12 protein-coding genes and 1 tRNA gene are annotated in these 15081 nt (G+C 57.8%); 8 read left to right on the forward strand and 5 right to left on the reverse strand.

What is annotated here, in order from left to right; genetic code table 11:
* Positions 1-4: 4 nt before the first annotated feature.
* Positions 5-1060, reverse strand: coding sequence for a 3-keto-5-aminohexanoate cleavage protein (locus tag KUF73_RS04415; RefSeq protein WP_218436806.1), 1056 nt, complete (start codon positions 1058-1060; stop codon positions 5-7).
* A gap of 221 nt (positions 1061-1281) precedes the next feature.
* Here KUF73_RS04415 and KUF73_RS04420 point away from each other — a divergent pair, with 221 nt between their 5' ends.
* From KUF73_RS04420 to ppk2, 5 genes are all read left to right on the forward strand, one after another.
* A complete protein-coding gene (locus tag KUF73_RS04420) occupies positions 1282-2304 on the forward strand; it encodes an AraC family transcriptional regulator (protein WP_218436807.1) in 1023 nt (340 codons plus the stop codon).
* A 693-nt stretch (positions 2305-2997) separates the two neighbouring features.
* Positions 2998-4902, forward strand: a complete 1905-nt coding sequence (locus tag KUF73_RS04425) for a DUF1302 domain-containing protein (protein ID WP_218436808.1) — start codon at positions 2998-3000, stop codon at positions 4900-4902.
* Positions 4903-4939: 37 nt separating this feature from the next.
* Positions 4940-6298: a DUF1329 domain-containing protein gene (locus KUF73_RS04430; protein WP_218436809.1), complete on the forward strand. Its 1359-nt coding sequence runs from the start codon at positions 4940-4942 to the stop codon at positions 6296-6298.
* Between the two features lie 267 nt (positions 6299-6565).
* Positions 6566-7300: an NAD(P)H-dependent oxidoreductase gene (locus tag KUF73_RS04435; protein ID WP_218436810.1), complete on the forward strand. Its 735-nt coding sequence runs from the start codon at positions 6566-6568 to the stop codon at positions 7298-7300.
* Positions 7301-7608: 308 nt separating this feature from the next.
* The gene (gene ppk2 / locus KUF73_RS04440) at positions 7609-8430 is read left to right on the forward strand and encodes a polyphosphate kinase 2 (protein ID WP_218436811.1); all 822 of its coding nucleotides are present in this window, start codon (positions 7609-7611) and stop codon (positions 8428-8430) included.
* A gap of 136 nt (positions 8431-8566) precedes the next feature.
* On the opposite strand, the gene KUF73_RS04445 is transcribed toward ppk2, so the two are convergent.
* Positions 8567-8654: transfer RNA gene (locus KUF73_RS04445), tRNA-Ser, on the reverse strand.
* 123 nt (positions 8655-8777) lie between these two features.
* Here KUF73_RS04445 and KUF73_RS04450 point away from each other — a divergent pair.
* Complete coding sequence (locus KUF73_RS04450) at positions 8778-9449, forward strand: Bax inhibitor-1/YccA family protein (RefSeq protein WP_218436812.1); 672 nt, start codon at positions 8778-8780, stop codon at positions 9447-9449.
* A gap of 66 nt (positions 9450-9515) precedes the next feature.
* Here KUF73_RS04450 and KUF73_RS04455 read toward each other — a convergent pair whose 3' ends face one another.
* The gene (locus KUF73_RS04455) at positions 9516-9953 is read right to left on the reverse strand and encodes an Lrp/AsnC family transcriptional regulator (RefSeq protein ID WP_218436813.1); all 438 of its coding nucleotides are present in this window, start codon (positions 9951-9953) and stop codon (positions 9516-9518) included.
* Between the two features lie 136 nt (positions 9954-10089).
* Between KUF73_RS04455 and KUF73_RS04460 the strand changes: the two genes are divergently transcribed.
* Complete coding sequence (locus KUF73_RS04460; RefSeq protein WP_218436814.1) at positions 10090-10983, forward strand: DMT family transporter; 894 nt, start codon at positions 10090-10092, stop codon at positions 10981-10983.
* A 6-nt stretch (positions 10984-10989) separates the two neighbouring features.
* Here KUF73_RS04460 and KUF73_RS04465 read toward each other — a convergent pair whose 3' ends face one another.
* Both KUF73_RS04465 and KUF73_RS04470 read right to left on the reverse strand, forming a co-directional pair.
* On the reverse strand, positions 10990-12030 hold the full coding sequence (locus KUF73_RS04465) for an FUSC family protein (RefSeq protein ID WP_218436852.1): 1041 nt from the start codon (positions 12028-12030) through the stop codon (positions 10990-10992).
* A gap of 35 nt (positions 12031-12065) precedes the next feature.
* Positions 12066-13691, reverse strand: coding sequence for an NADP-dependent glyceraldehyde-3-phosphate dehydrogenase (locus tag KUF73_RS04470; protein ID WP_218436815.1), 1626 nt, complete (start codon positions 13689-13691; stop codon positions 12066-12068).
* 257 nt (positions 13692-13948) lie between these two features.
* On the opposite strand from KUF73_RS04470, the gene KUF73_RS04475 reads away from it, so the two are divergent.
* A complete protein-coding gene (locus KUF73_RS04475; protein ID WP_218436816.1) occupies positions 13949-14839 on the forward strand; it encodes a Dyp-type peroxidase in 891 nt (296 codons plus the stop codon).
* Positions 14840-15081 lie beyond the last annotated feature (242 nt).

Consider the following 15081-nt stretch of genomic DNA (forward strand, 5'->3'; position numbering starts at 1 on the left):
CGACTCAGCCGAACTGGGTGAAGCCCTTCTGGCCGGGTCTGCGGTTCGGTGCATAACCGTTCTGGGCCAGCGTCTCTTCGGCGTCCTTGTAGAACGTGCCGATCTTGTAGATCTCGCGGGCTTCTTTGCCGTTGGCCACTTCGCGACCCATTTCCCTGGAAATGCGCACCAGTTGCTCGATCTGCTCGACGTTGCTCATCTTGCGATCACGACCTTGCGTCCAGAGGTTGTCCTCGGTGCCGCAACGCACATGCATCCCCATGGCAATCGCCATGACGTTCAGCGGCAAGACGTTGAGCATGGCGGTTTCCAACGTCAGCACGGCGCCGTCCGGGCAGGCGCGCACGAAGTTCGCCAGGTTGTAGAGGTTGGGCGCGTCGGAGCCACCACCAATCGCCACCCAGGTCAGGACCAGCGGCACATTGCACACGCCGCGGCGCATCATGCGTTCGACCGTTTCGAACGAGGGGATGTTGCCGAGCTGAAATTGCGTCTGAATGCCATTGGCCGAGAGGCGTCTGATGTGTTCTTCAACCCATTCCGGGCCGGCTGGAATGGTCATCTCGCGGTAGGCGCGATAAATCTCGGGCGTGGCAATGCTGGTGCCGGCGAGATCGGCTTCGCACATTTGTTCGACGATGTTCATCTGGTTACTGTTGATGGCAATCGTCACCTGGTCGGGCTTGGGCGAGAGTTCGGCAAGCATGTGCCGTGTGTCATCGGAGAGCCATTGGGCGACATCGCTATCGTGCTCCGGGGCGAAGGAAATCGAGCCTCCGACCTGAATGATCATGTCGGGTACCGCTTCGCGGACGCCGGCGATCAATTCATTGAACTTGGACAGTCGTTTGGAGCCCTTGCCATCCAGTTCGCGTACATGCAGGTGAAGCACAGTGGCGCCCGCGTTGTAACAGTCGACCGCCATCTGAACCTGCTCTGACATGGTGACGGGAATGTCTTCAGGGAAATCCGAAGGCATCCATTCAGGTGCGTAGGGAGCAACGGTGATGACGAGCTTCTGTTGATTTTCGGGGTGCAGGGAGCCGTCGAGAAAGTTCATGCATGTCTCCAGTCTGTTGTTGTTTTTATGCTTTTCAAGGCGTTGATGACGCGGGTTCATGGCTTGTACTTTGAGGCTGCTGACAGGTGAGAACCTCTCAATGCGTGCCAAAAACCTTTCATTACGTGCCAGCGCCAGCGTTGCGTGAGTTTTCAATCGGTGCCATATAGTCGATTGCAGGCCTCACTGATATTGCGGCCGACATCACTGGAGAATGTGCGATGGGAGCATTCGTAAGAGCTGCAACACTCAAGAATTACAGGGAGGTGGCCCAGAGCCTTGGTTTGAATCCGACCGAGATGCTGCAAGGTGTCGGTATGACGCCGGCCACGCTGAACGACCCGGAGTGCATGCTGCCGCTGGAGGCGGCGCTCAAGCTGTTGGAAATCTCGGCAGAGCGTTCATCCTGCCCGACCTTTGGCCTGCGCATGGCAGAGGCCCGACGACTGTCGGATCTCGGTGCCATCAGCTTGCTGTTCAGCCATCAGCGCACGCTGCGCGATATGCTGCTCACCAGCATCGAGTATCGGCATCTGCTCAATCGGACGCTGGTCATGAACCTGGAAACGATGGGAAACACGGTATTGATCCGCGATGAAATCATGGCCGAGGCGGGCGTACCCAAGCGTCAAGCCGCCGAACTGGCGATTGGCATCCTCCACCGCACCTGTAAATCGCTTATGGGTAGCGGCTGGCATCCGCGCAGCATCCATTTCAGCCATGAAGCCCCGGCAAGCCTGCAGGACTACACGCGATTCTTTCGATGCCGGGTGGTGTTCGACGCCGAGTTCGATGGCATCGTCTGTAATGCCGCGGATATCGATCAACTCAATCCGCAAGCCGACCCGGCGATGGCTATTTACGCTCGCCAGTTCATGGACTCAATGGCAGGAGCCAGTGAGCTTTCGGTGATTTTCGATGTGCGCAAAGCAATCTATTTGTTGATGCCGGTCGGGCGCGCCACCATCCATCAGGTTGCCTATGCCAAAGGCGTCAGCGTGCGAACTCTGCAACGAGAACTTGACGAAGCCGGCCAGACATTTTCCGAGCTGCTGAATGCTGTGCGCCGCGAACTTGCTTTGCACTACATGGCAAACAAAAATTATTCCCTGCAACGAGTGGGGATGATGATTGGTTACGCGGTTCCGACGTCATTTACTCGCTGGTTTTGCACCGAATTCGGTTGTTCGCCCCGGGAATGGCGCAACCGCAGCAAACAGGTTGCCAGCGATTCGTCGACCTGACCGGTCGCTAGCGAATGCCCCCATGTACTGTAGGCGCGAGCATGCTCGCGATGGTCTGTCAGGTGCCTTGTCCTGTCAGGTGTCCATAACCATTCCTGCAGTAACGGCCACTATTGGTTCCGCTTTTACAGCGGGTCACTTGGAAAAGCGCCAAGTAATCAAGCGCGTTTGCCCCTTTCGTTCGGTGCCTCGCTCCGGTCCTGCACCGTGGGCCCGCCGTGATCGACCATCCCTGGCCGTGCGCGGCTACCTCGGCATTCATGCCGAGGTGCTCACTGCGCAGAACCGGAACGAAGCCTCTCGAGGGGCAAGAAGATCAAGATCAAAAGATCGCAGCCTTCGGCAGCTCCTACATTGATCGGGTTCACCGCCGATATCGCATGGTCCCCACGAGCTTCATGAGCTGCCGAAGGCGGCGATCTTTTGTCTTGCCGATACCGACCGGCCTGATCGGGTCCGTATGCATCCCGCATTCGGGTTTTTCCGGACCGCCTGTCCGGCGTCCCGAAATGTCAAACCGATGCCCCGATAAGTCAATCCGGATCGAGGCCGGGCTCTTAGAGTGAGTTCCGGGACCAGCGCGTACCCACCCGTAGCATGAACCCCTATTACCCTTCGTTTGCTGCAAGGCAGGAGCACGTCCGCCATGCCTGACGTCAAGCCACAACAAAAACAATAAAGGTGTATCACCCGATGAAGAGTCGCAATCCCCTGTCTGCGCGGCGCCAGCTGCTCGCCACGGCTATCCTGGCCACGAGCCTGCCGGCCGCCCACGCTTTCGAGTTGGACACTGGCAGCGAAGACTGGTCCGTCCGTTTCGACAACACCGTCAAATACAACTATGGCGTGCGTACGGAAAGTGCCGACAAGCGCCTCTTGGGTACGCCCAACAGTAACGACGGTGATTTCAACTTCCGCAAGGCCGGCACCAACATCTCCAACCGTGTCGATCTACTGTCTGAACTGGATGTGGTCTATCAAGGCAAGACGGGTTTTCGTGTCAGCACTGCAAGCTGGTACGACAAGGCTTATGAAAATACCGGCTCGAACTCCAACCCGTTCGTCAATGGCAACGATGATTATTCGTCGATCTCCGGGTTTGGCGGGCGTCCCGTCGCGCCCGCTATTTTCGGTAGCCCGCACCTGAGCAATTATGCCCAGCGTTACTACAATGGCCCTTCTGGTGAAGTCCTTGATGCCTTCGTGTTCTACAACACCCAGGTTGGCGACGATTCCCAGCTCAGTATCAAGGCCGGCCAACATAATGTGTTCTGGGGCGAGACAGTTCTCAATCCGGTGCATTCGCTGAGCTATGGCCAGGCGTCCCTCGATCTGGCCAAGGCGGCAGCATCGCCCGGTACAGAAGCCAAGGAACTGTTCGTTCCGCGCAACCAGATTTCAACCACCTTCACCCTTACCCCCGAACTGACCTTCGGTGCCCAGTATTTCCTTGACTGGGAAGGCGCTCGTTTGCCTGAGGCCGGTACCTTCTACAGCGGTTCCGATGTGGTGGGCTTCGGCGCTCAGTCGTTTCTGCTGGGGCATACTGGTGGCGCGGGACTGGCGGGTCCGAACGGCACACTGACGACCGTTCGACGCGGCCATGACTTCACTCCGGACAATCAGGGTGACTGGGGGCTGATGGTCAAATGGTCGCCCGAGTGGCTGGACGGAACACTGGGCGCTTACTACCGCAGAACCTCGGACATTCTCCCGCAAGCCGTCCTGGACACCCGCGGCCTGACCAGTGTGGGCGGAGTCGCTGGGCTGCGTAACTCGATCGGCACCACTTCCTATGAATTCGCCTATGGCGATGACATCGACATCTACGGCCTGAGTCTGTCCAAGGAGGTGGGCGGTGTCAGCATCGGCAGTGATTTGAACATTCGCCACAACATGCCTCTGGCCAGCATTCCGGCGATTATCAGTGCCCCGGGAGCCGGTGGGTTGGCGGCAGGTCTTGGCCTGCTTCCTGCCCGTAGTCCGGCTACCGGCGTGATCACAGATGTGCCTAAGGACGGTGACAGCCTCGCCGCCACCGGCGACACGCTGCACTGGACCATCAATGGCCTGGTCGCGATCGCCGACACTCCGTTTTTCGATTCGGCCAGCCTGCTGGGCGAGCTGTATTACAGCAACCTGTTGAGCCTCGATAGCAAAAACAAGGCGCTCTACAAGGGTGAAGACACCTATCGCGGCATCGACAAACCTACCCGAGACAACTGGGGTATCGCCGTCAACTTCACGCCGACCTGGTACCAGGTGTTTCCCGGCGTGGACCTGAGCGCACCGATGTCGGTCAACGTCGGCATCGACGGCGTTTCGCCTGTGGTAGCAGGTGGTGCGGAAGATGCCGGTAACTACGCCGTCGGGATCAGCGCTGCCATCTACAACCAGTACTACGTCGACCTCAAGTACGTCGACGCCTTCGGCAAAACCACCCAATGCGACGACGGCGCAAACGATGGTGCAACGCCTAACGCCCTGGATGGCACACAGCGCTACACCTGCTACGGGGGTGGTTATGCGTCCGCTTCCGGTGCCGGTGCCACCGAGGATCGGGGAGCCCTCTACCTGACCCTGAAAACCACCTTCTGATCCACCCATTGCCATGCGCAAGCAGGAGCACAATAAAATGAAATTCGCCTACACCCTGATGGCCGCCTCCTTGGCCCTGGCCCTTGCGGGGCCTTCCCACGCAGCTGTTGACGCTACCGAAGCGGCCAGGCTGGGTAACCAGTTGACCCGGATCGGCGCCGAGAAAGCCGGTAATGCCGACGGTTCCATTCCGGCTTATGAGGGGGGCTTGACCACCCCTCCAGCCGGTTTCAAGGTGGGCGACAAAGTGCGTCCTGATCCGTTCGCTGCAGAAAAACCACTGGTGGTGATCGATGCCAGGAATGTCGACCAGTACAAGGGGCAACTGACCGCGGTGACCGCCGAACTGGCCAAGCGTTATCCCAGCTTTAAAATCGAAGTCTTCCCTACCCATCGTACTGCCGCATTGCCGCAGGGTGTGCTGGACAACACGGTAAAAAATGCCACCGCAACGCGTTCGACCGACGGCGGCAATACCATCGAAAATGCGTTGCCAGGCATTCCATTTCCGATCCCGAAGACAGGCGCCGAGGCTATCTGGAACCACTTGCTGCGCTACCAGGGCGTCAACATCCAGAGCAAATACGACAACTGGAACGTCGACTCGGCCGGTGTAGCCAGCCTGGCCACAACCGGCAGCGCGCAGATCAACTATGCCGCCTATGACGACCTGTCCAAGATGCTCGCGGCCTCGGACACCTATTATCAGATTAAGTTGGCTTACACCGGTCCGGCCCGTCGTGCCGGTGAGGCTGTGCTGCTGCGCGATGCGGTCAATCCGCTGGAACAACCACGCCGTGGCTGGCAATACCTGCCAGGGCAACGCCGCGTGAAGCTGGCTCCGAGCCTGGCCTACGATACGCCGAACCCGGGTACCGCCGGCACCGCCACCTGGGATGATGCGTTTGTATTCAACGGTGCGCTGGACCGCTATGACTGGAAGTTGGTGGGCAAGCAGGAAATGATCGTTCCATATAACGCCTACCGTGTGACGTACCAGAACGATTTGAAGCCGATGATGACCCCGAACCATCTGGCTTCGGATTTCGTTCGCTGGGAAAAACATCGTGTCTGGGTGGTCGAGGCGACGCTCAAGCCAGGAGCTCGTCACATTTACGCCAAGCGGCGCTTTTATCTGGATGAGGACAGCTGGGTCGCTCTGGCATCCGACCAATATGATGCGAGCGGTCAGCTATACCGAGGCGTCTACGCGTTTCTCAGCCAAAGCTATGACCAGCAGGTGCCGGATGCCACGCCTTATCTGAGCTACGACCTGATCGGCGGCACCTACAGCGCTGTCGGTTTTCCAGGCCCATATGGCGGCATCAAGTACAGCGAGGCGCTGAGCAAGACTCAATGGGCACCGGAATCGCTGGCGGGTGCCGGTATCCGTTAGTTGTCTTGTCACCACTCTCTGCCTGTCCGATGTTTGATGGACAGTTCTTGCGCCGGTTTTCGCTTGGGTGCGAACCGGTGTCTTTTGCGCGTTGGCGATTCCTGCGCTGTCTTATTTCTTTCTCAAGGATGAACGGCGCAAGGACCGTGGCAGTACGCTGTCCAGCAGGCGACGGTGTCACAGCACGAGGCCCCGGCGCATTGTTTTTAAATGACGTGCGGCGGTTTTACCCATGAATCACGTCACTCGAACTTTAAGGAAAACAACATGAACGTTTTAATCGTGCATGCCCATCCCGAGCCGAAATCCTTTACCGCTGCACTGTGCGAGCAAGCGGTTGAAACCCTGCAAGCTCAAGGACATCAAGTTCGGGTATCCGATCTGTATGGAATGAATTGGAACCCGGTAGCCAGTGCGGAGGACTTCTGCTTCAGAGAAAATCCCGAGTACTTGGTCTACGCACTTGAACAACGACGAAACAGCCAAAAGCAGACCCTTGCCGCCGACATACAGCAGGAGTTGGACAAGCTGTTATGGGCGAACCTGCTAATCCTCAACTTCCCGATTTTCTGGTTCTCGACGCCAGCCATTCTCAAGGGTTGGATTGATCGGGTATTAGTGTCAGGCCTTTGCTACGGCGGTAAACGCTTCTACGACCTGGGCGGCCTGAGCGGCAAGAAAGCATTGGTGACGGTAACCTTGGGCGGACGTGAGCACATGTTCGGCGAGCATGCGATCCATGGGTGCCTGGAAGACATGTTGCGCCCGCTTTTGCGCGGGACATTGGCCTATGTCGGGCTGGATGTGTTGAAGCCTTTCGTCGGTTGGCATGTGCCGTATATCACTGCTGAAGCTCGACAGGAGGTTTTGGGCAACTATCGCCAACGACTGGAGAGTATCGATGCAGATGTGCCAATCCAGTACCCGCGCTTGAATCAGTTTGATGATCGTCTTTATCCCCTCGATCCCATTCCAGTAAAACCGCAAGCCCGCGCTTTGTAAAAAGTGTCGGGTTGAGAGAGCTCAAGTCTGAACCAGGCGTTTGTGCGTGCATTGCTAATGCAGTCTTTGCCATCCTGGTATGCAAGGGCGCGAAATGGACTTTTCAAACTACAATGAAGTGGGTTGCGATCGCCCTGGCAAAGACCCCTCGTCTGGCCTCTGGGCTTTGCGCACTTCGCCGGTCGGGTGCCTGCAGAATACGCGGTCGTCGGCGCTGTTCTCATCACCGCGATCATCGCACTCGGTGGGTGAGCAGAAAGCATCTATCGTGTGTACCTATCAGCGACGCGTATTGGTGAGGTCTTGTTATGGCAAAGGACAAGAAAAAAGCCCCTAAACATAATTCTGCTGAAAGTCTGAAGCTCAAGAACAAGGATTATCTTGATCAGCTCCGCCGCCTGCACGTCGAGCTGGTCAAGTTGCAGGAGTGGGTAAAAGACCAGGGCGTCAAAATCTGTATCGTTTTCGAGGGGCGTGATGGCGCTGGCAAGGGCGGGACGATCAAAGCGCTCACCGAGCGCGTGAGCCCGCGTGTCTTTCGTGTAGTGGCGCTGCCTGCACCGACTGACCGAGAAAAAAGCCAGATGTACGTCCAGCGCTACCTGCCGCACCTGCCGGCCGCTGGCGAAGTGGTGATTTTCGACCGTAGTTGGTACAACCGTGCGGGCGTGGAGCGTGTGATGGGGTTCTGCACAAAAGAGCAGGCTGTCAGTTTCCTGAAGGCAGTGCCCCTGGTGGAGCGCGCAATCGTCGACTCGGGCGTGATTCTGCTCAAATATTGGCTGGAAGTCAGCGAGGAAGAGCAGACCCGACGGCTTGAGGCGCGCATCAAGGACGGACGCAAAATCTGGAAGCTGACCCCAATGGATCTCAAGTCGTACAGCCGCTGGTATGACTATTCACGCGCACGAGATGACATGTTCACGGCGACTGATACCGAACATGCCCCCTGGCTGGTGGCAAACTCGAACGATAAGCGGCGGGCGCGTCTTAACATCATCACCGATCTGCTCAGCCGCATCCCGTACAAGTCTGTGGCACGAGAGAAGGTGATATTACCCAAACGGCAGAAGCCAGGCGGCTATCGCGAACCGAATTATCCGCTCAAACGCATCTCGGAAAAATTCTGATTTTTCGGGGCGTTTCAAAGGAAGGATTACGGAAATGACAGAAAAGAAACGGAAATGACTGAATGCGGAGCAACAATAATTGCCAAACCCCAGAAACGACAAAGCCCTGAATAATCAGGGCTTTGTCGTATAAAGATGGCGGAGGCGATGGGATTCGAACTCATGGACCTGTTACAGTCGACGGTTTTCAAGACCGTTGCCTTAAACCACTCGGCCACACCTCCGTTTGTGTTGCGGGCGCCATAATACCTGAATGAAACACACTGTCAAACTCTCTGCATAGCTTGTTACAGAGCGTCTGTTATGATCTTTGCGACTGAACGTTTCAAACCAACAGGAGTGTCGCCATGCGCGAACAGGATTACGCAGTTAATAACAGCGTGCAGGCTGAGCAGCTAGAGGTTAGCCGCGTCCTGCGCAACACATACGGCTTGCTCGCTCTCACCCTCGCATTCAGCGGTGTGATGGCTTTCGTTGCCCAGCAGATGCGCGTCGGTTACCCGAACATTTTCGTGGTGCTGATTGGCTTCTATGGCCTTTTCTTCCTCACCAACAAACTCCGTGATTCCGCCTGGGGCCTGGTGTCGGCATTTGCCCTGACCGGTTTCATGGGTTTCCTGCTCGGCCCGATCCTCAATCGTTACCTGGGTATGCAGGGCGGCGCTGAAGTGGTCAGCTCGGCCTTCGCGATGACGGCACTGGTGTTCGGTGGCCTGTCGGCTTACGTGTTGATCACCCGCAAGGACATGAGCTTCCTCGGCGGCTTCATCACCGCCGGCTTCTTCGTGTTGCTGGGTGCGACACTGGCGGGCATGTTCTTCCAGATCAGCGGTCTGCAACTGGCGATCAGCGCAGGTTTCGTGCTGTTCTCCTCGGTCTGCATTCTGTTCCAGACCAGCGCCATCATTCACGGCGGCGAGCGTAACTACATCATGGCGACCATCAGCCTGTATGTATCGATCTACAACCTGTTCATCAGCTTGTTGCAGATCTTCGGCATCATGGGCCGCGATGACTGATCGTCAGCCTTGAGCAAAAAAACCCGCTTCGGCGGGTTTTTTCTTGTCTGCGATTTGATGATAGGACTAGGCCATCGGCGGCAAGCGACGTTTGACCGGGGTTTTCTTGACGATTGCAGTGTTGGTTTCGGCGTGGGTGTTGAGGCGGTCGAGCAGGGTGTCCAACTGTTCCATCGAGCGTACATGCAGGCGTGCAATGAAGCAGTCATCGCCGGTGACCTTGTCGCATTCGGTAAACTCTGGAATGGCCATGATTTGCCGTTCCACTTCCTGTAACTGGCCTGGCAGCGGGCGAATGCGCACGATGGCCTGGAGTTGGTAGCCGAAGCATTTTGGGTCGATATCTACGGTGTAGCCCTTGAGAACACCCCGTTCTTCCAGTCGACGCAGGCGTTCGGCTACGCTGGGCGAAGAGAGGCCGCTGATTTGTGCCAAGGCCTTGAGCGAGCGCCGCGAGTCTTCCATCAATGCCGTGATCAGCACTTGGTCAATGTCGTCGGTCATGGCGAAAACCTCTGTTAGGCAATAAGTCAAAACTACCTTGATAAAAAAGGCAGATGTCGAGTCTAGCCTGATTTATGCACTGGAGAACCCCCTCAGCGGCTGGGCATAATTTGCCCATTAACAGAGGAGTCTGAAGATGGACAAAACAATACGTCGCGGCTCGTTCGAAATGACCGCCGCCATGCTGATCTCCGGGACCATCGGTTGGTTTGTACTGGTGTCAGGGCAACCGGTTCTGGATGTGGTGTTCTGGCGCTGCCTGTTCGGCGCCGGGACCTTGTTGCTGATTTGCGCGGCGTTCGGCTTCCTGCGCCCAGGCATCCTGACCCGTACCACGTTTCTGTTGGCCGTGATCAGTGGTGTGGCGATTGTCGGCAACTGGGTGCTGTTATTCGCGTCCTATTCCCGCGCCTCGATTGCCATCGGCACCGCTGTCTATAACGTACAGCCGTTCATGCTGGTGGGCCTGGCCGCCGTATTCCTTCACGAAAAAATCACCCTGCAGAAAATGGCCTGGCTGGGTGTTTCATTTCTCGGCATGCTGGCGATTGTCAGCGCCCATGGCGGGCAGGGCGAGAGCGGTAGCGAATACCTGATTGGTATTGCGTTGGCGCTAGGTGCTGCTTTCCTTTATGCGATTGCCGCGCTGATTATCAAACGCCTGACTGGCACGCCGCCGCATTTGATTGCCTTGATTCAGGTCAGCACCGGTGTGCTGTTGTTGGCGCCATTCGCGCACTTTTCGGCATTGCCGCAAGCACCCAGCGCCTGGGCCAGTCTGATTACTCTGGGCATCGTGCACACCGGCGTGATGTATGTGCTGCTGTATGGCGCGATCCAGAAACTGCCGACCGCACTGACCGGCGCCCTGTCATTCATCTACCCGATCGCGGCGATTTTCGTCGACTGGTTTGCCTTCGGCCATCGCCTGGAACCGCTGCAATGGATTGGCGTGGCGGCGATTCTGCTCGCCGCGGCCGGCATGCAACAGAACTGGAGCCTCAAGTTTCGCCGGACTGTAAGCCAGTAAACAAGGCTAGATGTTCCAGCGCGGTGCCGTCCTGGCGAGGCGCTGGCGCATCTCGCCGATATTGGACACTAAATGCCGAACCAACAATCGGTAACCGTCCAGTGAGTTGTAGACCGGTGCCTCGAGACTGGCCTCGGGCAGTTCGATCGGACGGCTGAGGCGCTGCGAAGCACCGGTTTTCAGCGCTCGGGCCATGCCCATTAACTGCACGCGAATCAGCCGGTGCTCTGTCTTCAATGCCGATTGCAGATGTGCCATGGCGTCAGGGTCATCGGCATCCGGCCGGGTGTTGCCGAGTATCTCCAGGGTGCTGACGCACATGCGCAAGTGACGTTGAATGGCATCGAGTTCGGTCATGGAAATCTTCACCTCCTTGGACACCGACGGCATCAATGAACGCAGTTGCACCATCACCACGTTCAGGCGCCCCATGAGCTTAAGGTGTTCGTCAGCGGTGACCGGTTGACCGCCGATGATGCGCCCGTAAACCGTCGCACAATCGCGCAAGGCATCAGCCAGGTTGTAGCGCCAGGAATAAACGGCATAGAGCGGCAAAGCGAAGGAAAATGCGAGCGCCAGGGCGATGCCAATCAGGATGTCTACCCCGCGCCACAGGCCATCGGTGACCGGGTTGTCGCCGTGCCCGGCAACAATGAACACGGTAATCGCTGCGAGCAACGCGGTGTAACCACCTTTGCCGATGGCGTGATACGAGAAAAATCCACAAATCACCGCCATGACGAAATAGGTCAACCAGGGCATACCGAGCCAGGCCTGTTGCATCACCAACAGCAGACCGATCGCCGCCCCGACCAAGGTGCCAATCGCCCGTTCGGCGGCTTTTTTACCAATGTTGCCGTGGTGCTGCAAACCGCCGATCACCACCAGCATCGTCACTGACGCCCATTCACCGTGGGGCAGGTTGATGCCGGTGGTCAGCAGGATCGATGCCAGCAATCCCAATGACACGCGCACCGCATGGATCACCCGTGCATGGCGATAACGCTGGTACGGGTCCAGCAACGGGCGCAATAACCGGCGCAACAACGGCGGCACTCGAGATGTGCTCAGGTTGCGTCTCCTCAGAAAATGTAATCAGTCGTCAGGAAGCTCGAACTGCGCCCGCTGATGATTTCGCTGATGAGATCTTTGTTGGTCTCCTGGAACTTGGTCGCCACCAGCGTCCTGATCGAAAACACGCGCAATGCGTCATGCACCGACAAGGTGCCCTCGGCCGAGTTTTTCCGGCCGTTGAACGGGTAGGTGTCCGGGCCGCGTTGGCACTGGGCGTTAAGGTTGATGCGCCCGACCTGGTTGGCAAAAGTGTCGACCAATCGGCCCACAGCCACGGGGTTGGTGCCGAAAATACTCAGTTGCTGGCCGAAGTCCGATTCCAGGACGTAATCGATCACCGTGTCCAGATGCCGGTACGGCACGATCGGCACCACTGGGCCGAACTGTTCTTCTTGATAGACGCGCATCTGTGGCGTTACCGGGTACAACACCGCCGGATAGAAGAACGATGCGCGCTCCGCGCCGCCATTGGGGTTCACTACTTTCGCGCCTTTGCCGACTGCATCCGCCACCAGCGCATGCAGGTAGGCGACCTTGCCCGATTCCGGCAACGGCGTCAGGGCCACGCCGCTGTCCCACGGCATGCCGGGTTTGAGGGTGGCGAGTTTGGCGTTGAATTTTTCGATGAAGGCCTCGACCACATCTTCGTGGACGAAGAGAATTTTCAGTGCGGTGCAGCGCTGGCCATTAAAGGACAGAGAGCCGGTTACCGATTCATTGACCGCATTGTCCAGATCCACCTCCGGCAGAACGATGCCGGGGTTTTTCGCATCCAGGCCCAGCGCCGCGCGCAAGCGGTGAGGTTTGGGGTGAAGCTTCTTCAAGTCGCTGGCGGCCTTGTTGGTGCCGATGAACGCGAAGATATCGATCTTGCCGCTGGCCATCAGTGCGCTGACGGTTTCGCGACCGCTGCCGTAGATCACGTTGATCACGCCGGCCGGAAAGCTGTCGCGAAAGGCTTCCAGCAGCGGACGAATCAGCAGCACGCCGAGCTTGGCCGGTTTGAACACTACGGTGTTGCCCATGATCAGCGCCGGAATCAGCGTGGTGAAGGTCTCGTTCAACGGGTAATTGTAAGGGCCCATGCACAATGCCACGCCCAACGGTACGCGGCGGATCTGCCCGAGGGTGTCCTGCTCCAGTTCGAAACGGCTGGAGCGACGGTCGAGCTCCTTGAGGGCATTGATGGTGTCGACGATGTAGTCGCAGGTGCGGTCGAATTCTTTCTCCGAGTCTTTGAGGTTCTTGCCGATTTCCCACATCAGCAGTTTCACCACGGCCTCGCGCTGTTCGCGCATGCGCCGGAGAAAAGTCTCGACATGTTGAATGCGCTCGGCCACGCGCAGGGTTGGCCACAAACCCTGACCACGGTCATAGGCGCGCACGGCAGCGTCGAGGGCGGTCAGTGCCGTCTCGGCATCCAGCAACGGCGTGCTGCCAAGGATCACTTGTTCGTCGCCATTGGTGCCGCTGATGTACACCGGGCTGCGGACCTGGGCGAGGGGGCCTGGCCAGGTTTTCAGTTCACCGTCGACCAGGTATTCACGCTGTTCGGTTGGACCGTCCAGACGGTATTTTTCCGGGATGCTGCCGGCCTCGGGAAACAGGTTGCCAAGGATATCTGCTGTGGTCATGTCGCTACCCCGTGTGAGATGTCAGCCGTACGCTGGTGGCTTGCCGTTCGGAATTCGCTTTAAAGGTTATACGCCCTAATCACTCGATTTTTTAAGTCAAGCGAGCGGCAAAAGGCAGAGTAGAGGGGTTGAAGGTCTGGATCATGTGCTTCAAGCGTAGACCGCTTTGCCCGGTTCTTGTAACCGGACTTTTGACCTGAGCGCACACAACGGCCAGTGCTGCGGTTAAACTTGGCGCTCTTTCTAAAGGAGTTCATATGAGTCATTACCAGCCGGGCATTCTCGCCACCCCAGTTCCGCCTCAAGCCCGTCATATGTTCTTCGCCCTCGAATCCGCCGCAGCACTGCCGGCCGCGCTCGATAAATTGATGCAACTGGTGGATGGCAAGTCGGCGGTGGTTGGTTTCGGCGAATCCCTGGTCAAGGCCCTCGACAGCAACATCGAAGGCCTGCGGGTGTTCCCGGCAATGACCGGCGTCGGCGTGGACAACCCGTCGACCCAGCATGCGCTGTGGTGTTGGCTGCACGGTGTCGACCGTGGTGAATTGCTCAATCGCAGCAACGCCTTTGAAGCCGCCTTGGCGCCGGCCTTTCGCCTGGTGCAAGTGACCGAAGGCTTCCGCCACCGCGACGGTCATGACCTGACCGGTTACGAAGACGGCACCGAAAACCCTCATGACGAGGCCGCGGCGGCCGCTGCGCTGGTGGCTGAAGGCACCGATGGCACGGTCGGCGGCAGCTTCGCCGCGATCCAGCAGTGGCAGCATGACTTGAAGGGTTTCCATGCGATGCCATCCCATGAAACGGACGACATCATGGGCCGGCGTTTGAGTGACAACGAAGAACTCGACGACGCGCCGATTTCCGCTCACGTCAAACGCACCGCCCAGGAAAGTTTCTCTCCCGAAGCGTTCATCGTGCGGCGTTCGATGCCGTGGATTGAAGGCGACCGCGCCGGCCTGATGTTCCTGGCCTTCGGTTTTTCTCTTGATGCGTTCGAAGTCCAGTTGCGCCGCATGAGCGGCCTGGAAGATGGCATCACCGACGGTTTGTACCGCATCAGCCGACCGATCACTGGCGGGTACTATTGGTGTCCGCCGCTCAAGGATGGCCATCTCGACCTTCGTGCGCTGCACATAGGCAGCTAAAGGCAAGATCAAAAGATCGCAGCCTGCGGCAGCTCCTTGTATCTCGACTATCGCTCCGTCAGGAGCGATAGTTCTCGACTGATCATCGAGGGAGGGACCTGGAAGCCGCGCAGCTCCTTAGGCTTTTTGCCTGCAATGTAGATCGTGCTCCTACCCTCCACACTCACTCGTATAGTTCGAACGGTATCTTGGGCCCGTCCTTGGCGAGAGCCCGCATTTGCAAGGTTGGACAGAGTGCAGTG

Source organism: Pseudomonas sp. PD9R (assembly GCF_019200975.1).
In the GTDB taxonomy this organism is placed as follows: domain Bacteria; phylum Pseudomonadota; class Gammaproteobacteria; order Pseudomonadales; family Pseudomonadaceae; genus Aquipseudomonas.